Annotated in this window: 17 protein-coding genes; 4 read left to right on the top strand and 13 right to left on the bottom strand. The window is 43.8% G+C overall.

Annotated features, from left to right (window positions below; all coding sequences use genetic code 11):
• Positions 1 to 274 precede the first annotated feature (274 nt).
• The 4 genes from QQK21_RS11995 (at position 275) to QQK21_RS11980 (ending at position 2,920) form a co-directional block, all read left to right on the top strand.
• On the top strand, positions 275 to 910 hold the full coding sequence (locus tag QQK21_RS11995) for a hypothetical protein (RefSeq protein WP_284192422.1): 636 nt from the start codon (positions 275 to 277) through the stop codon (positions 908 to 910).
• A gap of 67 nt (positions 911 to 977) precedes the next feature.
• Complete coding sequence (locus tag QQK21_RS11990; protein ID WP_284192421.1) at positions 978 to 1,565, top strand: hypothetical protein; 588 nt, start codon at positions 978 to 980, stop codon at positions 1,563 to 1,565.
• Between the two features lie 32 nt (positions 1,566 to 1,597).
• Complete coding sequence (locus tag QQK21_RS11985) at positions 1,598 to 2,215, top strand: hypothetical protein (protein WP_284192420.1); 618 nt, start codon at positions 1,598 to 1,600, stop codon at positions 2,213 to 2,215.
• 21 nt (positions 2,216 to 2,236) lie between these two features.
• Positions 2,237 to 2,920 carry a hypothetical protein gene (locus QQK21_RS11980; protein ID WP_284192419.1) on the top strand — a complete coding sequence of 228 codons (684 nt, stop codon included), beginning with the start codon at positions 2,237 to 2,239 and terminating at the stop codon, positions 2,918 to 2,920.
• A gap of 70 nt (positions 2,921 to 2,990) precedes the next feature.
• Here QQK21_RS11980 and carB read toward each other — a convergent pair whose 3' ends face one another.
• The 13 genes from carB to murD form a co-directional block, all read right to left on the bottom strand.
• Positions 2,991 to 6,233: a carbamoyl-phosphate synthase large subunit gene (carB, locus tag QQK21_RS11975; protein ID WP_284192418.1), complete on the bottom strand. Its 3,243-nt coding sequence runs from the start codon at positions 6,231 to 6,233 to the stop codon at positions 2,991 to 2,993.
• Between the two features lie 16 nt (positions 6,234 to 6,249).
• Positions 6,250 to 7,389 carry a glutamine-hydrolyzing carbamoyl-phosphate synthase small subunit gene (gene carA, locus QQK21_RS11970; protein WP_284192417.1) on the bottom strand — a complete coding sequence of 380 codons (1,140 nt, stop codon included), beginning with the start codon at positions 7,387 to 7,389 and terminating at the stop codon, positions 6,250 to 6,252.
• A gap of 483 nt (positions 7,390 to 7,872) precedes the next feature.
• Positions 7,873 to 8,682 (bottom strand): 4-hydroxy-tetrahydrodipicolinate reductase, encoded by an 810-nt coding sequence (gene dapB, locus QQK21_RS11965; RefSeq protein ID WP_284192416.1) that lies wholly within the window; start codon positions 8,680 to 8,682, stop codon positions 7,873 to 7,875.
• Between the two features lie 149 nt (positions 8,683 to 8,831).
• On the bottom strand, positions 8,832 to 9,230 hold the full coding sequence (gene mutT / locus QQK21_RS11960) for an 8-oxo-dGTP diphosphatase MutT (protein WP_284192415.1): 399 nt from the start codon (positions 9,228 to 9,230) through the stop codon (positions 8,832 to 8,834).
• Between the two features lie 62 nt (positions 9,231 to 9,292).
• Positions 9,293 to 12,022 (bottom strand): preprotein translocase subunit SecA, encoded by a 2,730-nt coding sequence (gene secA / locus QQK21_RS11955; RefSeq protein WP_284192414.1) that lies wholly within the window; start codon positions 12,020 to 12,022, stop codon positions 9,293 to 9,295.
• Positions 12,023 to 12,418: 396 nt separating this feature from the next.
• The gene (gene lpxC, locus QQK21_RS11950; protein ID WP_284192413.1) at positions 12,419 to 13,336 is read right to left on the bottom strand and encodes a UDP-3-O-acyl-N-acetylglucosamine deacetylase; all 918 of its coding nucleotides are present in this window, start codon (positions 13,334 to 13,336) and stop codon (positions 12,419 to 12,421) included.
• Between the two features lie 97 nt (positions 13,337 to 13,433).
• Positions 13,434 to 14,669 (bottom strand): cell division protein FtsZ, encoded by a 1,236-nt coding sequence (gene ftsZ / locus QQK21_RS11945; RefSeq protein ID WP_284192412.1) that lies wholly within the window; start codon positions 14,667 to 14,669, stop codon positions 13,434 to 13,436.
• 29 nt (positions 14,670 to 14,698) lie between these two features.
• Complete coding sequence (gene ftsA / locus QQK21_RS11940) at positions 14,699 to 15,961, bottom strand: cell division protein FtsA (RefSeq protein ID WP_284192411.1); 1,263 nt, start codon at positions 15,959 to 15,961, stop codon at positions 14,699 to 14,701.
• A complete protein-coding gene (locus QQK21_RS11935) occupies positions 15,945 to 16,736 on the bottom strand; it encodes a cell division protein FtsQ/DivIB (protein WP_284192431.1) in 792 nt (263 codons plus the stop codon). Before QQK21_RS11935 ends, ftsA begins: the two co-directional genes overlap by 17 nt.
• 177 nt (positions 16,737 to 16,913) lie before the next feature.
• Positions 16,914 to 18,377, bottom strand: coding sequence for a UDP-N-acetylmuramate--L-alanine ligase (murC, locus tag QQK21_RS11930; RefSeq protein WP_284192410.1), 1,464 nt, complete (start codon positions 18,375 to 18,377; stop codon positions 16,914 to 16,916).
• Positions 18,378 to 18,389: 12 nt separating this feature from the next.
• The gene (murG, locus tag QQK21_RS11925) at positions 18,390 to 19,451 is read right to left on the bottom strand and encodes an undecaprenyldiphospho-muramoylpentapeptide beta-N-acetylglucosaminyltransferase (RefSeq protein WP_284192430.1); all 1,062 of its coding nucleotides are present in this window, start codon (positions 19,449 to 19,451) and stop codon (positions 18,390 to 18,392) included.
• A complete protein-coding gene (ftsW, locus tag QQK21_RS11920) occupies positions 19,438 to 20,637 on the bottom strand; it encodes a cell division protein FtsW (protein ID WP_284192409.1) in 1,200 nt (399 codons plus the stop codon). The genes murG and ftsW overlap by 14 nt, the downstream gene beginning before the upstream one ends.
• An 8-nt stretch (positions 20,638 to 20,645) precedes the next feature.
• Positions 20,646 to 21,971 (bottom strand): UDP-N-acetylmuramoyl-L-alanine--D-glutamate ligase, encoded by a 1,326-nt coding sequence (gene murD / locus QQK21_RS11915; RefSeq protein ID WP_284192408.1) that lies wholly within the window; start codon positions 21,969 to 21,971, stop codon positions 20,646 to 20,648.

Genomic DNA, 21,971 nt, shown 5'->3' with positions numbered 1-21,971 from the left:
GGATCAAGTGATCGGAATAAACCGAAACGAGCGATCGCAATCACCGAAATACGCAATCAATCAAACCCTCCAAATCCGCAACACAGGTCACCATTTATTCAGCCACTATAAACTTGCTATTAATCAATAGTTTAAAAGCGGTGCCTTAGCAACAAGTTATTTGTTGTGTGAATAGTGTCGCAATTATGAAACACCAAACCTGAATATAAAATAATCTGCATATAGACCTTGAGGTGAACTTAACTCCCAACCAATACAACATGGAGATCTCATTATGACTTTTGATAGTGTCGTCGTTCTAGACAGTAATGACGTAATTAAAAAAGCAGGTGAAAGTAAGCTTAACTTCAATACATTATTCCAAGTTCCAGCAGCAAATGTTCATCAGGCTATTGAGATGGCGCAGGTTTTTCAGGACGCCATCAATGGTGAAACTCTAGAGTTTAACTTTGATCAAGCCCTGCAACTGGTCAAAGAACACCAAGAAATGGCCATCATTGGCACAGTAAATCAATCAATCGTGAAACAAAACAACCAAGTTTCGGCTATGGTCGATGATGTCATGAAATTACTTGATACTGTGGTAGGGGTTTACCTTGATAAAAGCACTCCAACATATGAAAAATTCCAAAATACGATTGAGCAGGGCTTTACCAATCTAAACGCGCAAAAAGAGAGTTCTTGGATTTTCTGGAATAAGGAAAGCGAGCACAAAACAACCTATACCTACAACATCTTGTTCGCTGTAGCAAATAGAGAAACCGGCTCTGTTATGGCCGCGGCACCGATTGGCTTAACCATCACTGTTGATGTCGACAAAGAGCAAGTGCTTTGGATTACCACCAAGGACAGGCATAACTACTCAGTTAATGTGAAATCAATCACTGTCGTTGAAGCACTAAAACCTTAAATAGCCTAGGAGGTAGCCACTTTGCTACCTCCTCTCTGACAACCCGACAAACAAGTAAGGTAACATCATGGAATCGATAACCATAGCACCGCATATTAAAACTGAGATTTTTAGTCCCATCTTGAACATCAACCTTGAACACTTAGATCAAGCGGTCAATATGTTAAGTGCCTTTGACGGTCTGCACGCCTCAAAGCAAGGAATCGATTTTGACCAAGCTCTCACTGTTGCCAAAGAGCATAAAACCATGGCGGTGATTGGTACCAAAACAATCTCTGAAAGCGCTCAAACGATGCAAGCATGGGTAGCCATTGATCAATTGCAAAATTTAATCGGTATGGTGCAAGGTGCCGTCACCGAAAACTGGGCTGCGTTTGGCATGGCTGCACGCGCATTTTTGGATCTCAATGCGCAAAAAAATGGTGGTTATTTGGTCGTATTTGGCCAAAGTTCAGAAGAAATCTCCTACCAATACAATATGTTCAATATCACCCAAAATGAATCAACAGGTTCAACCATGGTTGGCCAGCTAACATCGGTCGACATTCATCTAAAATCTTCCGACAGCAATGTATTGTCTTTGGTCGCAGGTTCGAAAGTAACGCAAACCATGAACTTTAAAAGTATGGTTATTGCAGAAGCATTAAAACGTTAATTAAAACGTGACATTCCTTTGAGAGGTTATTTATGAATATTGAAATCATGCCAACTAAACAAAAAGAACTGCCCTACCAATTTTTTTTAGAGGTAGAAGATGAACGCTACTTATCTCAAGCCTACGAACTCTCAAACCTGTTTGTCGATTGCTCTAATGACAATCACACCATCGATTTTGAGCTGGTTAAAAAACAAATCCAGGCAGAGTCAGGACTTGCTATCATTGCTACCCAAAGCGTAGATTTAAATAAGAAATACCAAGCCTTATCTATGCTTACCTCTGATATAGCAGGACAACTAACAGCACAAGACTCCTTTGGTATTTTCGACAAGCAGAGACTCCAAACTATCGTTGCCCACGCATTTTGCGACCTCGACAAGCAAAAAGATCAGCCTTGGTTCTATTTTTCAGAAGAGGATATGAATCACACCAAGCATACACACTATCAATACAATTTCCTTATCGTTTCTCAAAGCGATAGAACAGGCCCACTCATGGCTCTGAGTCTTCTATCGATACAAGTGGATGTGGAAAATAGTACTAGCAGTATTTTTGGCCAACCCAGTAAACCAGATGCTCTTACACTAGATAGCGACAAGATCAATATAAAACTCAAAGGACTTCAAGCCGTCAAACAACTCAGCTAATTTTCACAGAGGCACGCCACTATGTACATCACTAGAGATGTCAACGTAACTCCAGTAAATAGTCCCGTTGTGTTAGGTGACTCGATTTTCAAAAAAACGGGTTTAGCGACCAACGCTAGGGTTTTAGCTACAGAAGACCAACAAAGTCTTAAATTCAAAACCCTATTTTCGTTGGAGCCTCAATATATCAGCCAAGCAATAGCGGCAACTCGAGTCTTCCAGCAAGCACTCAACTCATCGCTAGAATTTAATATTGCTAAAGCAGAACAGTTGGCTCAGGAAAATAATATCCAAGTGGAAAGGACTATTCAGCCAGTGATATCAAGTGACTCTCCTCAAGGCGTAATTTCAAAATTGGATGTTCAGCTCGATGAAGTGGTTGGTGGCACATTTCCTGACAACCTAAAGGCCAAAATCATGGATATTGTTTCCGATGGTTTTGTTAACCTCTACCGCAATGAGAGCAGTGCTTGGATATTTTGGTCTAGTGAATCCGCACATAAATCTTCTTACTACTATACGATGCTGCTCGCGATTCAAGAAAACGATGTTCTGGTTTTCGTGCCACTTGGGTTTTATATACAAGCCAGCATTAGTAAAGAGAAAATTTTATTCATTACGGTTTCATCTAGTACTTATTACTCAGTAGCTCTCAATGGCTTAAAAGGCACTCAGCCTTTGGGCTATTCTTCAGAAACCCCTTAATGATCACATGCTATTTTAGCCAATAAAAAAGCCTGCTTGGTTAAGCAGGCTTTTACTTCATCATCAAATCTTAGCTGTTTTGTTTTGCTTGGCTTTCGGCTACTTTTGCATGAAGCTCCTGTACCGAAGTCACCGTAGCGCACGCATCAGCGGTATGCGACATACAAGTTGCGAATGCTGCATTGAGCGTTGTGGTGTAATTCACCTTCTCTGCTAGAGCACCACGGCGCAACACTTTTGAATCTTCAATCGCTTGACGACCCGCTGCTGTATTGACAATGTAGGTGTATTCATTGTTCTTGATCCGATCAAGAATATGTGGACGACCTTCATGTACTTTGTTCACCAAACGAGGGTTGATACCGGCTTCACCAAGGATGATCGCTGTACCATGAGTCGCATCTAACTGATAGCCTAACTTAGTCAACTTAGAGGCAAGGTCAACCACACGTTGCTTGTCACCTTCACGGACTGACAAGAGTGCACGACCACCCTCTGGATAGACTTTGCCACAACCCAGCTCTGCTTTAGCGTATGCTTCTGCAAAGGTTGCACCAACCCCCATAACCTCACCGGTTGAGCGCATTTCAGGACCTAATAATGGGTCGACGCCTGGGAACTTGTTAAATGGTAACACCACTTCTTTTACTGAGTAATATGGCGGAATAATCTCTTTCGTAAAGCCTTGTGATTCAAGAGATTGACCAGCCATTACTCGCGCTGCAATTTTAGCAAGAGGCGCACCCGTTGCTTTTGACACAAAAGGAACGGTTCGAGCAGCACGAGGGTTGACTTCAATGAGGTAGACATCATTGCCTTTGACTGCAAACTGGGTATTCATCAAACCTCGTACACCCAATTCAAACGCCAGCTTTTCCACTTGCTCACGCATTTTATCTTGAATTTCTTGGCTCAGCGTGTATGCAGGAAGAGAACATGCAGAGTCACCAGAGTGGACACCTGCCTGCTCAATGTGCTCCATAATACCGCCGATAACCACACGCTCTCCGTCACAGATTGCATCGATATCCACTTCAGTAGCGTCATCAAGGAAACAATCTAAAAGAACCGGAGACTCATTTGATACGCTGACAGCCTCATTGAAGTAACGACGTAAATCTTGCTCATCGTAAACAATTTCCATTGCACGTCCGCCCAGCACATAAGAAGGACGAACCACCAGTGGGAAACCGATTTCACGCGATTTTTCTACTGCTTGCTCAAGTGTCGTAACCGTAGCATTTTCCGGTTGTAAAAGCCCCAGACGATTGACGGCTGCTTGGAAACGTTCACGATCTTCTGCACGATCTATGGCATCTGGGCTTGTACCAATAATGGGTACGCCTGCCGCTTCAAGTGCACGAGCCAACTTAAGTGGTGTTTGACCACCATATTGTACAATCACGCCTTTTGGCTTCTCAACGCGTACAATCGATAGTACATCTTCAAGTGTCACGGGTTCAAAATAAAGACGATCTGATGTGTCGTAGTCCGTTGAAACCGTTTCAGGGTTACAGTTGACCATGATGGTTTCATAACCGTCTTCACGTAAAGCAAGTGCCGCATGAACACAACAGTAATCAAACTCTATGCCCTGACCAATACGGTTTGGACCACCGCCAAGTACCATGATTTTCTCTTTGTCGGTTGGCTGAGCTTCACACTCCTCATCGTAAGATGAGTACATGTATGCGGTATCCGACGAAAACTCTGCTGCACACGTATCTACACGCTTATACACAGGGTGGATATCATATTGGTCACGTAAACGACGAATTTCGCTTTCTGACACACCTAACAAAGAAGATAAGCGGGCATCGGAAAAACCTTTACGCTTCATCATGCGTAACACATCTTGGGTAAGGCCTGCAAAACCGCCAGCTTTAACCTCATTTTCTAGATTGATCAACTCTTCGATTTGAACTAAGAACCAACGATCAATCTGAGTTAGGTTAAACACGCCATCTACTGACATCCCTGCACGGAATGCATCAGCAATATACCAAATACGCTCAGCACCCGCTTCTTTCAACTCATGGCGAATCTTAGTCAATGCATCTGGTGCATCAAGATCTACCATCTCATCAAAGCCGTTCACACCCACTTCAAGACCGCGCAATGCTTTTTGCAATGACTCTTGTTGGTTGCGACCAATAGCCATCACTTCACCAACAGACTTCATCTGAGTGGTAAGACGGTCATTGGCACCAGCAAATTTTTCAAAGTTAAAACGTGGAATTTTAGTCACTACGTAGTCGATTGTTGGCTCAAATGACGCTGGAGTTGCACCACCTGTAATATCGTTTTGCAGTTCGTCAAGCGTAAAACCAACCGCAAGCTTGGCAGCAATCTTGGCAATTGGGAAACCCGTCGCTTTCGATGCTAGGGCAGAAGAACGAGATACACGAGGGTTCATCTCAATGATAACCATGCGGCCATCTTTCGGGTTGATACCAAACTGTACGTTTGAACCACCCGTTTCAACACCAATTTCACGCAGAACGGCAAGTGATGCATTACGCATCAGCTGGTATTCTTTATCTGTCAGTGTTTGTGCTGGAGCCACTGTAATTGAATCACCAGTATGAATGCCCATTGGGTCGAAGTTTTCAATCGAACAAACGATGATACAGTTGTCCGCTTTATCGCGAACCACTTCCATTTCGTACTCTTTCCAGCCAATTAAAGACTCATCGATAAGCAATTCATTAGTAGGAGACAGATCTAAACCGCGGCGACAAATTTCTTCGAATTCTTCTTTGTTGTACGCAATACCACCACCCGTACCACCCATAGTGAAAGAAGGGCGAATGATACACGGAAAACCAACCATATCGAGAACACGGTAAGCTTCTTCCATGGTCTTAGCGGTATCAGCACGAGGACACTCTAAACCGATAGATTTCATCGCTTTATCAAAGCGAGAGCGGTCTTCCGCTTTATCGATGGCGTCTGCTGTCGCACCTATCATTTCCACGCCAAACTCTTTGAGTACACCATGCTTTTCTAAATCAAGTGCACAATTAAGAGCCGTTTGCCCTCCCATAGTCGGGAGTACCGCATCTGGGCGCTCTTTTTCAATGATTTTACGTACTACTTCCCATTGGATAGGCTCAATATAGGTAGCGTCGGCCATCTCAGGGTCAGTCATAATAGTGGCAGGATTAGAGTTGACAAGAATAACTCGATAACCCTCTTCACGAAGCGCTTTACAAGCTTGAGCGCCAGAGTAGTCAAACTCACATGCTTGACCGATAACAATCGGACCTGCACCAAGAATCAGAATACTTTTTAGGTCAGTACGTTTTGGCATTCTCTACTACTCCAAATTAAGCGCTGTGTTGTTTAATAAGTTCAATGAAGTGGTCAAAAAGCGGTGCAGCGTCATGAGGACCTGGGCTCGCTTCTGGGTGACCTTGGAAACTAAATGCTGGCTTATCCGTACGATGAATACCTTGCAGAGAACCGTCAAACAATGACACGTGAGTTGCACGTAAGTTATCAGGCAAACTGTCTTCATCAGCAGCAAACCCATGGTTTTGCGAAGTGATCATAACGATGTTTCGGTCAAGATCTTTCACTGGGTGGTTGGCACCGTGATGACCGAATTTCATTTTGACTGTATTGGCACCAGATGCCAGAGCAAGAATTTGGTGACCTAAACAAATACCAAAAATTGGCAAGCCTTTTTCCAAAAACACCTTTGTTGCTTCAATCGCATATGTACAAGGCTCAGGATCACCCGGACCATTTGATAAAAAGACACCATCTGGGTTAAGCGCCAATACTTCTTGTGCTGTCGTTTCTGCTGGTACAACCGTTAAGCGGCAACCTCGGTCAACAAGCATGCATAAGATGTTTCGTTTTGCTCCAAAATCGTAGGCAACAACGTGATATGGCAGCTCATTGCTGTCTTTCGCTTCTGGAAGACCACCCTCGAGCGTCCACGAACCTTGTTGCCATTGATACGCTTCTTTTGTAGTAACTTCTTTCGCAAGGTCCATACCTTTTAAGCCAGGGAATTCTTTTGCTTTGGCCAAGGCTAAAGCTTCGTCTAGATTGCTACCCGCAACGATACAGCCGTTTTGTGCACCTTTCTCACGTAAAATACGAGTCAACTTGCGAGTATCTATGTCCGCGATACCGACAATATTTTGTGACTTGAGATAATCAGAAAGGGTTTGTTGGTTACGAAAGTTAGAAGCAATAAGAGGGAGGTCGCGAATGACAAGGCCTTGGGCATGAATGGAAGAGGATTCTTCATCTTCGGAGTTGGTTCCGGTATTGCCTATATGTGGATAAGTAAGAGTAACGATTTGCTGAGAATAGGAAGGATCAGTGAGGATTTCTTGGTACCCCGTCATCGAGGTATTAAAAACGACTTCACCAACGGATGACCCATCTGCTCCTATGGAAACTCCGTGGAACACTGTCCCATCTTCTAGGACTAACAGTGCTGATTTACTCAAGACAACCTCCAGAATAAAAATGCATAAATAATAAATTAAACTGCAAACTTGCCTTCCTCTACACCTTAAATCAGTGCTTTCAGGTTATTTAGACAAATTGGCAGCATTCTAATGATGCTGATTAGATGTGTCAATAGAAGCATAATATTTAATTTCGATTTTAAAGTAGTTAAAGTAAATAAGCACCTATAAGCGCCAAAAGATTAGGTTTACTTTTCCATTTCAGCCCTTATCCAAGGAAAAATTAGATACTGGCGTTCAAGTTGATGAATCCGAAACATTCAGCACACCCAAATCAAAAAGCAAACGTTAAACACACAGAAAAGAGCTGAACTTTTAAAAGTCTCAAGCAAAAAAAACAACATTCAACTCAAAATCAACAATAAAATTCAGGATAACTTCCCTAAGGAGCGTCGTTTTTTGATCAGTAAAAATAGGAGTGGGATAAAAAACGCTGAGCAAGCTCAGCGCATAATTATCTATTTACAACTCGTTAAGACCAAGCACGTCTGTCATAGTGTAAAAGCCAGCAGGTTTGTCTTTGAGCCATACTGCTGCTCTTACAGCGCCATTGGCAAAGGTCATGCGATCGGTCGCTTTGTGAGTAATTTCAACCCGCTCACCAATATCAGCAAACATTGCAGTGTGCTCACCAACAATATCTCCCGCTCGAATTGTCGCAAAACCGATCTCATCTTTGGTTCGCTCGCCAGTTATTCCTTCACGCGCGTAGACGGCCACATCGCTCAACTTATTCCCCATAGCCCCAGCAATCGCCTCTCCCATACTAAGGGCGGTCCCCGACGGTGCATCCACTTTATAGCGGTGATGTGCTTCTACAATCTCTATATCACAGTAATCACCCATCACTTTCGCCGCTTTCTCTAACAGCTTGAAAACAAGGTTTACTCCGACAGAATAGTTTGATGCCATCACAATAGGCATTTGTGTCGCCATGTTTTCTATCTGCTGACGTTCTATATCGCTAAATCCCGTCGTCCCGATAACAATACTTTTACCATGCTTCTGACAGAGTTCGAGGTTTGCTAAGGTACTTGCTGGCGCAGTAAAGTCTATGATGACGTCAAACTGGTCGATCTGTTTACTCAAATCGTCCGTCAGTACAACATCAACCTTACCCTCTCCGCAAAGTTCACCAATATCCACACCAACTAAAGAAGATTCAGGTCTTTCAGATCCTGTACCAATTTCGGCAAGTGGGTTTTGATAAGTGGCTTTGACTAGGTTACGCCCCATGCGTCCAGCTGCTCCCGCAATTGCAATACGTACCATGCACTTCTCCATTATTTATTGTTTTGTATGCTACTGAGTTAAAACTACCAATATTCAAGGCGACTGGCTATATGTTCGCGAGTGAAATTTTCATACTCTGGTTAAGGCAAATTCTATCACACCCAATACCCAGCAATCGAACAAGCATTTTAGGCATATTCACTCAAGACTCTCTCTACGATAGTCTGGTTTGCTTCAGGAAATTCATAGTGACTCAATTCCCCAATCGGTATCCACTTCCCTTGTTGCCCTTCTTTACCAAAAGGTTGGTTATTAAAATCCGTCACAAGCATAAAATCAAACTTAAGCGATTTATCAGGGTAGTCATATTCGAGTTGTTCAAATAGGCTATGCTGCGTTACCAAGATTCCAACTTCTTCGTCTAACTCACGGATCAGAGCTTGCGATATCGTTTCTTGCTCCTCAACTTTCCCTCCAGGAAACTCCCAATACCCTCCTTTATGTTTGTCTTCGGGGCGTTTGGTGATAAAAACTTCGTTTTTTTCGGCATTTAAAATGATAGCTGCGACAATATGAATGCGTTTCACAATAACTTTCCTTAAAAAAAGAGCCGCGTTTGCGACTCTTGATGTTTCCACTCTATCTACGATTAGACGCTAAGCTGACCATGGCATTGCTTGAACTTTTTACCGCTACCACATGGACAAGGTTCATTACGACCCACTTTGCGCTCCTCTCGAACCATAGGTTGATTCGAGTGATCGGCTAGATCTTCATCAGACATTTGATTCCCCATGGAAGCATGCTGAGCTTGAGCACGACGTGCAGCTTCTTCAGCTTGTGCACGACGCTGAGCCTCCATACGTTCTACTTCTTCTTGTTGCTGAACGCGAACTTTGGACAATATAGTAATCACGTCTGACTTCAATGAATCCAATAACCCTTCAAACAATTCAAACGATTCACGCTTATATTCTTGTTTCGGGTTTTTCTGTGCATACCCACGCAAGTGAATGCCTTGACGCAAGTGATCCATAGCGGCCAAATGCTCTTTCCACAGCGTATCCAGTGTCTGCAACATCACTGACTTTTCAAAGTTACGTAGCACTTGCTCACCGACTACGGCTTCTTTCTCTTTATAAACAGCCACTGACATTTCGAGGATCTTCTCTCGCAAGGCTTCTTCATAAAGCTTGTCATCATCTTCAAGCCATTGCTTAATCGGTGCGTCAAGATCAAAATCATTTTTCAAACGTTCTTGCAAGCCTGCGACATCCCACATATCTTCCAAAGATTGAGGGGGAATGTATTGATCAATCACAGCAGTGATAACATCAGCCCGATTTTGTTCAATCATGTCGCTAATATCATCGACATTCATTAGCTCGTCACGTAGCTCATAAACCACTTTTCGCTGATCATTGGCAACGTCATCATATTCAAGAAGCTGTTTACGTATATCGAAGTTTCGACCTTCAACTTTACGCTGCGCCTTTTCAATCGAACGAGATAGCATTTTAGACTCAATCGCTTCCCCTTCTTCCATACCACTTTGGATCAAACTCGCCATACGGTCGGAAGTGAAAATACGCAATAGTGAGTCTTCCATCGAAAGATAAAAACGCGAAGAGCCAGCATCACCTTGACGACCAGAGCGGCCACGTAGCTGATTGTCGATACGACGAGATTCATGTCGCTCAGTACCAATAATATGTAATCCACCCGCAGCTAGCACTTTATCGTGCACTTCTTTCCAATCCGCTTTGATCGCCTCAATTTGTTCGGATGTTGGATTATCCAAAGCATCGACTTTTGCTTGCCAACTGCCACCAAGCACGATATCCGTACCCCGGCCAGCCATGTTGGTCGCAATAGTCACCGCACCGGGTGTGCCTGCTTCAGCAACAATTTCTGCTTCTCGCTCATGAAATTTCGCATTCAACACATTGTGCTTGATCTTGGCTTTTTTGAGCGCGTTAGATAGCAGTTCTGACTTCTCTATTGATACAGTACCGACTAAAGAAGGCTGGCCTTTTTCCACTCTCTGCTTAATGTCTTCGATAATGGCGTCAAACTTTTCCATTTCAGTACGATAGACCACATCTGGCATATCATTACGAACCATTGGCTTATTGGTAGGGATGACTACGGTTTCTAGACCATAAATAGACTGAAACTCAAAAGCTTCAGTGTCCGCAGTTCCGGTCATACCAGACAGCTTTTCGTAAAGACGGAAATAATTCTGGAAGGTAATGGAAGCTAGTGTCTGGTTTTCATTTTGGATTTTAACCCCTTCTTTAGCTTCTACAGCTTGATGAAGACCTTCAGACCAGCGGCGTCCAGGCATAGTTCGACCTGTATGTTCGTCTACAATGACTACCTCACCGTCATCATTAACGATATAGTCGACATTCTTTTCAAACAAAACATGGGCACGCAATGCAGCATTAACATGATGTAGCAGGCTAATATTTGTCGGAGAGTAAAGCGTGTCTCCCTCTTCCATCAAACCATTTTTGACCATTAACTCTTCAACATACTCTTGGCCAGTTTCGGTCAAATGCACCTGTTTCGACTTTTCGTCGACGGTGTAATGACCATCTCCGCGATATTCCTCGGAGTCTTCTTGGTCCTGCTTTTCCAATTGAGGAATTAAAGTATTGATGCGAGTATAAAGCTCAGAACTGTCTTCTGCTGGACCTGAAATGATCAAAGGGGTTCGAGCTTCGTCAATTAAGATCGAGTCCACTTCATCGACAATAGCGAAAAAGCGTTCACGTTGAACTCGATCTTCTGAGCGAAACGCCATATTGTCACGCAGGTAGTCAAAGCCAAATTCGTTATTGGTACCATAAAGGATGTCCGCCAAATACGCTTGTTTCTTCTCTTGCGGCGGCATATTGGGTACATTGATACCAACCGTCATACCTAAAAATTCGAACAATGGGCGGTTTGTTTCTGCATCACGCTTCGCGAGGTAGTCATTCACCGTCACAACATGAACGCCTTTACCCGCTAAAGCATTAAGATAAGCAGGTAATGTTGCTGTTAAGGTTTTACCTTCACCAGTACGCATTTCAGCGATTTGGCTAGCATTTAAAACCATACCACCAATAAGCTGAACATCGAAATGACGCATGCCAAATACACGTTTGGAGGCTTCACGTACAGTCGCAAAAGCTTCAGGAAGTAGGCCATCGAGTGTTTCACCTTGCTCAATACGCTGGCGGAATTCAACGGTTTTCGCTTTTAATTCTTCATCAGAAAGCGCTTCAAACTCTGGTTCATAATTATTTATTTCTTTTACAATTTTTCTGAGGCGACGTAACGTGCGGTCGTTGCGACTGCCAATTACCTTTGTCAGTAGCTTAGTTATCATTTGCTATGCATCTCTCTTTACTTAGATCGGGCCCGATCTACATTCTATGCCTTCAGTCTCTAACAGTTTTAAACTAAGAATACTGAGATAAATCACGTTACTCAGATATTGCGGTGAGAACGTTAGATTTCAAGGCGTAAGTGGTGTCTAGTTTAAGGAATTTTACCACTAAGAACCAATAACAAGGAGATTTGTTTGAAGCGCTCTGTATTTTCTATGATTATATGGCGGATGTTTATACGCTTTATCAAGCTAACACCTGTAATTAAAGTCTATTTAAGCGATGTTGTGCGGATAAAGTGTTGCAATCGTAGAGACCGAAAAGGCAATTTTTTGCCTATGGCAGGCAAAAACAAAAAAGCCAGGCAACGGCCTGGCTTCAAAAAGTCATCGTTTTTACACAATTACCGCATTGACATTAGCAAATGCGACTGGTGATGTTGCCTCTTCTTCGAATGTTACCCATTCCCAAGCTTCTTGATCAGCAAGAACAGAACGTAACAACTGATTATTCAGCCCATGACCAGATTTGTAGGCGCGGAATTCACCAATAATTGGATGACCACACATATAGAGGTCACCAATGGCATCCAAAACCTTGTGAGTGACGAATTCATTGTCAAAGCGAAGGCCTTCTTCGTTCAAAATGCGATATTCATCCAATACGATTGCACAATCAAAACTGCCACCTAAGCACAAGTTCTGTGATTGCAAATATTCGATATCACGCATGAAACCAAAGGTTCTTGCTCGTGAGATGTCTTTGATAAATCCTTGAGATGAAAAATCAAACAACAAATGTTGTTCATCAGATTCAATCGCTGGATGATTAAACTCAATCTCAAAATCCATACGAAAACCGTTGTATGGTACGAATTCTGCCCACTTATCACCGTCTTCAAAACGCACTGGCTTCTTAATGCGAATAAAACGCTTTGCTACGTTTTGTTCTTCAATACCAGCTTGTTGAAGTAGAAATACAAACGGACTGGCACTGCCATCCATAATCGGAATCTCAGGTGCATCAACTTCAACAATAATGTTATCGATTCCCATACCAGCAAGTGCCGCATTGAGATGCTCAACGGTCGATATACGAACGCCTTGATCATTAACTAGTGCAGTGCATAGCATGGTATCACGAACGGATTGAGCATCAACAGGAAAGTCAACAGGTGGTGTCACATCCGTTCGGCGATAAATTACGCCTGTATTAGCAGCAGCTGGGCGAAGAGTCAGTGTGACTTTACGGCCAGAGTGGAGACCCACCCCAGTTGTTTTCACTATTTCTTTCAGAGTACGTTGTCTGATCATCTGTTTGCCTCAGTACAAATTGCCACAATACACGGTCAATAAGCAATATTGACCGCGTATCGTACCATAATTTTGAACAGTGTCAAATTATGTTCGTTTAGTCAGCCTGACGACGAAGGAATGCTGGTATATCCAAGTATCCCGTGTCCTTATCAGCTTTTGGTGCAGCACTTTGTTGACCAGCACCTGAGCTTGAAGGAGCAGAACTTGCCGGCTGAGGAGTTACCTGTGGTTTCTCCTGCAAACTTGATGCCGCTTTGTCTTCCACTTTATTGACAGCTTGTTGCTGAGCTGGCGTAACTGGTTGAGTCTGAGGCTGCGCAACAGGAGAGACTTTTGCCTTGCCACCCGCCACGAGAGTGATATCAGGTTTCTTTTCTGTACCAATTCCAGTAGCAACAACAGTGACACGAATTTCATCAGCCATATCAGGATCTAACGAAGTACCAATAACAACTGTAGCATTATCTGAAGCAAATGCCTTAACTGTGTTACCTACCGTCTCAAATTCATCCAGACGCATATCAAGACCAGCTGTAATATTCACCAGAACACCACGAGCACCAGCAAGATCGATATCTTCTAGAAGAGGGCTTGAGATGGCCATCTCTGCCGCTTCTTCAGCTCGATCTTCACCTTTAGCAACGCCGCTTCCCATCATTGCATGACCCATTTCAGACATCACAGTACGAACATCCGCGAAGTCAACGTTAATCATGCCAGGACGAGTAATAAGCTCTGCGATACCTTGTACTGCATTCTTAAGTACGTCATTCGCGCTAGCAAACGCCTCTAACAAAGTAATGCCACGTCCCAAGACTTTAAGCAGCTTTTCATTGGGAATCGTAATCAAGCTATCGACTTGCTTTGATAACTCTTCAATTCCTTGCTCTGCAAAAGCCAAACGCTTCTTACCTTCGAAGCTAAATGGTTTGGTTACAACCGCTACCGTTAGTATACCCAGTTCTTTTGCAACTTCTGCAATAACTGGAGCAGCACCGGTTCCGGTTCCACCGCCCATACCAGCTGCGATAAATACCATATCGGCACCAGTGAGCTCTTCTTTAATTCTATCTCGATCTTCGAGAGCTGCGTCACGCCCAACCTGAGGGTTAGCACCAGCTCCAAGACCTTTTGTAATATCACCACCAATTTGGATAACGCTATTCACGCTTGTTTTACGAAGCGCCTGCGCATCGGTATTGATGCTAATGAACTCCACGCCTTCGATGGACTCGCGTACCATGTGCTCAACGGCATTACCGCCACCGCCACCAACCCCAACGACTTTAATAACGGCGTCGTCAGACATTTCCATCATCGGTTCAAACATGTGTTATCTCCGTTTATCCTGCACTCAGGTTAAAATTCTTTTTGTATCCAGTTACGCAAACGACCGAATAATGACGTGACAGACTGGCGTTTAGGCTCAGTATATTCTGTATCGTCATTAATCTGACTGTCTCTTGCATAATGAAGTAAACCCACAGCCGTTGAATGATACGGCTCTTTTACATAATCTGTTAAGCCACTTACTTCAAGAGGCTTCCCAACTCTTACTTGGTTGCGAAATACACGTTCGGCGCATTCCACTAAACCTTCAATTTGCGCAGCTCCACCCGTCAGAACTACGCCTGCTGCAAGATGGTGTTTAATTCCGTCTTCTCGCAGTTTTTCCTGAACTGCATCTATCGTTTGGTTAACCAATCCCATCAATTCAGTGTATCGAGGTTCAATCACCTCAGACAACGTCTGCCGCTGTAGACTGCGCGAAGGTCTGCCACCAACGCTTGGTACATTGACAGTATCGTCTTTGCTGACTAACTCACTAAGTGCGCAGCCATATTTCACTTTTATTTCTTCGGCATCGCTAACTGGCGTACCAAATGCAAAAGCGATATCACTCGTCACCGCATTCCCCGCATAGGAGAAAACTTCTGTATGTCTCAATGAGCCACCCGTCCAAATGGAAACATCCATAGTACCGGCTCCGATATCAACGACACACACGCCTAAGTCACGCTCATCTTCCGTTATTACTGCGGTACTCGCAGCCAAACCTGAATACACTAGGTGCTCGACTTTCAATCCACAGCGCTCAACAGCTTTAATGATATTTCTCGCCATATCATTGTGACAAGAGATCAAGTGAACGCTGACTTCCATTCGCACTCCTGATAACCCTAGCGGATTTTTTATCCCTTCTTGGTAATCAATCGTAAATTCTTGAGGAATTACATGCAGAATGCGCTGCTCGTCACCTATTTTGATAGATTTGGCAGTATGGATCGCACGATCCATGTCTTCTTGAGAGACCTCTTCATCAGAAATGGTTCCCATACCTTTCTCTATCCGACTGGCAATATGTCGACCTGAGATAGAAATAAACACATTACTGATTTGACATTCAGCCATAAGCTCGGCCTGATCGACAGCGCGTTGAACAGACTTAACGACGGATTCCAGATCGTTGACACCGCCTTTGTCCATTCCACGTGATGGGCTGCTACCAGCACCAATGATATTTATCTGACCATCAGGCAAAATCTCTCCAACCAGAGCCGATACGGTTGCAGTGCCTATATCAAGACCAACAATAATGTTGTCATCAGCGGTCTTTGTCATCTGTGCTCTCTTGTTCTAACTCTTGACCGGGAAACCAACCAACGGAAGCCCCTGTGTCATACCTGAGGTCAATATAGCTGACTCTCTGTGAATCGCTACCTAAGTTTTTGTATAACGAGAGAAATCGCTCGACCCTCTCATTTAAATACTCTTTGCCTAATTCAAGCCTAATACCATTATCGAGAATAATCTGCCAAGCACGGCGATCATTGAGTAATAAAGATGAAATATTGAGGTTTAATGCGGCAAATTTGGGATTCAATTCTTGCCAAACTTCCAATACTTCCTGATTACTCCCCGTCGGGCCATATAGCTTAACACGATCGTCCGTGAGCTTCTGAATCTCACCATTAAAGACATCGCCCTGACGATTGAGCAGCTCAGTACCATTCCAGATGGCGACAGCCGCATATTCAGTTAGAAACACCTTAACGGTATCAGGCCATTGCTTTCTTATCGAGGCATGGGCCACCCAAGGTATGCTTTCTACCGTATCTTGTAAGACTTTGACATCTTGTGACATAAAAGTACCCACATGCGGCAAGGTAGAAAATGCACGCTGTACGTCAAGAGATGAAACGTACTTCAACTTCCCTTCCAATACAATGTTAGACAGCGGTATACGTTCATCGTCCCACATCCAAGACAAGGTGGAATACAAGATTGAGTAGATCAACAACAATACGAGTAATAAAAATAGTCCACCAAAGACATGTTTTCTTACCAGCAGCAGCTCGGTTAGACGACGATCTTCTCTATTCGCACTTTCAACCAAGTCCGTTACTCTTGTCATTCAATCGTAACCCTATTCCCTAACTATGTTTCATACTGAGGTAAAGTATTGACTTTAGCCCTCGAATTATACTGGCGTCATCTAAAGTATCAAACATTGAAATTGAGAAATCACACTTTAATTCTATTATTTGTCTCAAATAATAGAAATTTCACTTTTTTAATCACCAGCGTTCATTCTTTCCACATTGAGTTTAAGCGCGGCGAGCTGCTTTGCTACCTTGCCAATATCCCCCGCTCCTTGCGTTAACACCAGGTCACCGGCTTGCAAAACATTCGCTAAAACTGATGGTAATGCGCTGATATCAGGAACAAAAATAGGGTCAAGCTTTCCTCGACTACGAATAGTACGACATAATGAGCGTCCATCTGCCCCTGCAATAGGTTTTTCACCCGCCGAATACACATCCAGCATAACCAGCACATCAACCTGCTCAAGTACATTAGCAAAGTCATCGTATAAATCACGAGTACGACTATAACGATGCGGCTGGAACACCATGATTAGACGTTTATCCTGCCAACCATTACGGGCCGCTTGAATTGTTACATCAACTTCTGTTGGATGGTGACCATAGTCGTCAACCAACATCACCTTGCCATTTCCTGTATCAAATTCACCTAAATGTTCGAATCGACGCCCTGTTCCTTGTGTGGACTTCATTGCACGCAAAATAGCATCATCATCAATATCATCTTCCGTTGCCACAGCTATTGCTGCGGCAGCATTGAGTGCGTTATGTCTCCCCGGCATATTGAGAGTAATGTCTATGTTCGCCCGCCCATGACGTACGATGGTAAATTTGCCTTGTTGTCCCTGTTGATGATAATTTTCAATACGGACATCCGCTTGCTCATTAAAGCCATAGGTAATAACTTGTCGACTGATCCTTGGGACAAGCTCGCACACAACTGGATCGTCAATGCATACAATGGCTTGACCGTAGAAAGGTAAGTTATGCAAAAAGTCGACAAAAGTCTGCTTAAGCGTTTCGAAGTCACCACCATAAGTGTCCATATGATCTGACTCAATATTAGTCACAATGCTCACCATGGGCTGCAAGTGCAGAAATGAAGCGTCACTTTCATCTGCCTCTGCAATTAATATACGACTTGACCCCAAACGAGCATTCGTACCCGCGCTTTTCACTAAGCCACCATTAACGAAGGTCGGATCCAAGCCCGCCTCAGAGTATATCTGAGTAACTAGAGCGGTAGTGGTTGTCTTACCATGAGTTCCTGCTACTGCAATTCCATGACGAAAACGCATCAGCTCTGCCAACATTTCAGCACGACGTACAACGGGAATACGTGCCGCTCGAGCCGCTTTGATTTCTGGATTTTCTTCACTAACCGCGGTCGACACCACCACTACGCTGGCCCTTTGAATATTTGACTCATTATGGCCAATGAATATCTTAGCCCCTTTCTGGGCCAAACTCTCAGTAACCTGGTTATCGGCAAGATCTGAACCAGAAATTTGATAGCCTTCATTAAGCAAAACTTCAGCAATACCACTCATACCAGCACCTCCGATACCGATAAAGTGTATGCATTTGACACGACGCATTTCGGGCACCATGGAGCGAATTTGCGCTAAATCTTGGGTATGTTGAATTGTCATGGAAATTTCTCGTTAATTTGTTAGCGCAATAATGGCCTCAGCAACTTTGTAGTCTGCATCTAGCCTTGCGACTGAACGTGCTCGGTTGGCCATTTCAATAAGTTGATGACGATCCAGCTGGCGTATTTGCTGAGCGAGTTTGTCTGCTGTCAACTCAGGCTGCTCTATCATCTTTGCAGCACCACACGCCACCAGATGATCAGCATTCAAAGCTTGCTGCCTATCTTTATGCATAAATGGAATAAACACGGCACCCAATCCAGCAGCAGCAACTTCAGATACAGTTAAAGCACCAGATCGGCAAATCACTATATCGGCCCACGCATAAGCGTCTGCAACGTCATCGATAAATTCAACAACTTGTGCATGTTTAACCTGATGTTTTTGGTAGCAAGATTCAACCTCAATCTGACGATTTTTTCCGGCTTGATGACGAATCTCATAGCCAGAGCCTAATTTTGCCATCACCTCAGGCATAGTGTGATTGAGAATTTGTGCGCCTTGGCTACCTCCCATCACTAGAATTCTTATATCACCGTGGCGATCACTCATTCTTAATTCAGGGGAACTTAACGCAACCACATCTTCTCGCACAGGGTTTCCAACAACTTCTGCGTTAGAGAACGCGCCAGGGAAAGCTTGAAAAACCTTAGACGCAATGCGAGATAGCCACCGGTTGGTCAACCCGGCTACTGCATTTTGCTCATGCAACACAACAGGAATCCCCTCAAGTCTCGCTGCAACACCACCAGGACCACTCACATAACCGCCCATCCCAAGAACGACGTCTGGCTGCCAAGATTTTATGTGCTTTCTTGCTTGAAAAACAGCATTTATGATTTGAAAAGGCGCCAAAATAAGCTTCAAAATGCCCTGACCACGCAAACCTTTCACGTTAATAAAGTCAATCTCAATTCCGTGTTTAGGAACTAACTCTGCTTCCATCCGATCTTGAGTTCCAAGCCAGCGAATATCCCAACCTCGTTGCTGAAGTTTTTTGGCCACAGCTAAACCGGGGAAGACGTGCCCACCAGTACCTCCAGCCATTACCATTAATCGTTTATTTTTTTTCATCATTTTCTATCTTTTCTGGCCTTGAAGTACGCATATTAAGACGGCATTCAAAATCAATTCGCAGCAATATCGCCACAGCGACCGTCATAATGATCAAACTTGAGCCGCCGTAGCTTATCAAAGGCAAGGTTAATCCCTTCGTCGGGACCATACCTGCAGCCGCTCCAACGTTCACTAATGTTTGAAACGCAAACCAAATTCCAATGCCAAATGCAAGATAACCACCAAAAAGCAAATTGTTGTCAAACGCTTTACGCCCTATCAAAGCAGCTTTCACCACGAGACTGAAGATCAACATAAGCACTAAAACGACGCCAATAAAACCTAATTCTTCTGCAAGCACTGCAAAAACAAAGTCGGTATGCGCTTCAGGCAAATACTCAAGCTTTTGAATTGAATTACCTAAACCTTGTCCCAACCACTCTCCTCGCCCAAAAGCCATTAATGACTGCGTTAACTGATAACCACTGCCAAAAGGGTCATCCCACGGGTCGAGAAAAGAAGTCACTCGTCTTACTCGATAAGGCTCTAGTAAGATAAGTGCAGCCACAGACAAAATACCCACGACCATAAGGGCTAAGAATTGACTTAACTTAGCTCCAGCAATAAACAGCATGCCAAATAGGGTCACTAACATCACAATGACTGTTCCCAAATCGGGTTGAAGTAACAGTAAGCTGGCCAAGGTGCCAAAAATAATAATCGGCTTAATAAATCCGCCAAAAAAACTCGAACGAACTTCCTGATGTTTACGAACTAAATAGCCAGACATAAAAATAAACAGTGACAACTTAGCGACTTCTGCAGGCTGAAGGTTAAATAAGCCCAGAGGTATCCAGCGAGATGCTCCATTAACAGATTTCCCCGCCAGCAATACAACGATCAGAAGAACAAACGATAATCCCAGTAATAGGGAAGCATATTGTGACCATTTGCTCAGCGGAATTTGAAGTACGACGCTGGCGGTAGACAGTGCAAGTAAAAGAAAGATTGCATGACGAAACATGAAGTGAAACGGTTGGTCAGTGAGGCGAGAACTGATTGGAAATGAAGCTGAAGTGACCATGACTAAACCAGCCAACATTAGTCCTAACGCAATCCAAACCAACTGACGGTCAAATAAAGCCTCTGGAGAAGATGTGGTTATCCAAAGTTTAACGTTTGATAACAAGTTTCGCATATGCATGGTAGAAATTACGAGTATTGTCTGGCTAGTGCAGCAAATGCCTCACCACGAGCCATAAAATTGTCAAACTGATCGAAGCTAGCACACGCAGGTGAAAGCATAACCATGTCGCCACTCTCAACTCTGGTACTGACCCACTGAACGATTTCTTCCAATGTTTCAAAATACTTTGAGTCCTTAGTTAGTGGTAATAAACGCGGGCCATCTTGACCAAAGCAGCACAGCTGAACATTCAAAGCCTGCAATACTGGCCCAAGCTCTGAGAAATCCGCTCCTTTGCCATCTCCCCCGACAAGCAAATAAAGCTTCCCAGGAAGAGACAATCCAGATAAGGCTGCCAAAGTACTGGCAACATTGGTTGCTTTGGAATCATTAACCCACTTAACACCTTGCCTATCAGATACAATCTGACATCTGTGAGCTAGCCCTTTATAAGCCTTCAATGCATCCAATCCAGCAGCCACATCGACACCCGCTTCGTTCAGCAACGCCAATACGACAAGAGCATTGGCCATGTTATGCCGTCCCACTAAATTGAGCTCATCAGCCGCTAAGATAGGCGCATCTCTATGACATAAGAATTCTCGTCCATCTATTGATGCGACATGGAATTCAGTGTGTTTATCTAAGCTAAACTCTATCAAGCGCAAGTCTTGTTGCTCTGGGTAGGTCGCCAAATCATCAGCATTAACAATACCCGATTGAGCATGGGCAAAAATACGCAACTTAGCTTGCCGATATGCTTCTATATCAAGGTATCTATCCATATGATCTTCTGAAAGATTCAGAAAAGCGGCCGCCATCAGACAAAGGCTGGAGGTCGTCTCCAATTGAAAGCTAGATAGTTCTAAAATATATAAGTCAGCGTCTTGTTTAAGCAAATCAAGTGCGGGAACACCTATATTTCCACCAATGACCGCCTTCACTCCAGAGGCATTTGATACAACTCCAGCCAGATCAGTCACCGTACTCTTACCATTTGAGCCCGTTATCGCGATCACTGGTTTATCAACATGCCACGCGAAAAGTTCAATATCCCCGACGACAGGAATACCGTTCTGCACAGCTTGTTGAAGCTCAGGCGTAGAAAGTGCTATACCAGGGTTTACAACGATAAGGTCTGCATTTTTCATCCAGTCATAGGGCCAGCCACCACAAGACAATTCAACGCCTTGAGGCAACGACTCCACACCAGGAGGGTGCTCGCGCGTATCGACTACTTTTATGGCCAGATTATAAGGTAAGGAAGATAAGTACCGGACTACAGAGAGCCCCGTCATTCCAAGCCCTATAACAACGACTTGTTTAATATTTTGCCATGATTCCAAAATCAA

Origin of the sequence: Vibrio zhanjiangensis (genome assembly GCF_030161235.1) — a bacterium.
GTDB lineage: Bacteria > Pseudomonadota > Gammaproteobacteria > Enterobacterales > Vibrionaceae > Vibrio > Vibrio zhanjiangensis.
The sequence above is the reverse complement of the archived record's forward strand: the minus strand, read 5'-3'. Positions and strand labels throughout refer to the sequence as shown.

Coding starts and splice junctions, on each gene's coding strand:
- lpxC (WP_284192413.1), bottom strand. CDS start 13,336: ATGATCAGACAACGTACTCTGAAAGAAATAGTGAAAACAACTGGGGTG.
- secA (WP_284192414.1), bottom strand. CDS start 12,022: ATGATAACTAAGCTACTGACAAAGGTAATTGGCAGTCGCAACGACCGC.
- murG (WP_284192430.1), bottom strand. CDS start 19,451: ATGAAAAAAAATAAACGATTAATGGTAATGGCTGGAGGTACTGGTGGG.
- QQK21_RS11995 (WP_284192422.1), top strand. CDS start 275: ATGACTTTTGATAGTGTCGTCGTTCTAGACAGTAATGACGTAATTAAA.
- carB (WP_284192418.1), bottom strand. CDS start 6,233: ATGCCAAAACGTACTGACCTAAAAAGTATTCTGATTCTTGGTGCAGGT.
- ftsW (WP_284192409.1), bottom strand. CDS start 20,637: ATGCATATGCGAAACTTGTTATCAAACGTTAAACTTTGGATAACCACA.
- murC (WP_284192410.1), bottom strand. CDS start 18,377: ATGACAATTCAACATACCCAAGATTTAGCGCAAATTCGCTCCATGGTG.
- QQK21_RS11980 (WP_284192419.1), top strand. CDS start 2,237: ATGTACATCACTAGAGATGTCAACGTAACTCCAGTAAATAGTCCCGTT.
- QQK21_RS11990 (WP_284192421.1), top strand. CDS start 978: ATGGAATCGATAACCATAGCACCGCATATTAAAACTGAGATTTTTAGT.
- ftsA (WP_284192411.1), bottom strand. CDS start 15,961: ATGACAAAGACCGCTGATGACAACATTATTGTTGGTCTTGATATAGGC.
- QQK21_RS11985 (WP_284192420.1), top strand. CDS start 1,598: ATGAATATTGAAATCATGCCAACTAAACAAAAAGAACTGCCCTACCAA.
- dapB (WP_284192416.1), bottom strand. CDS start 8,682: ATGGTACGTATTGCAATTGCGGGAGCAGCTGGACGCATGGGGCGTAAC.
- ftsZ (WP_284192412.1), bottom strand. CDS start 14,669: ATGTTTGAACCGATGATGGAAATGTCTGACGACGCCGTTATTAAAGTC.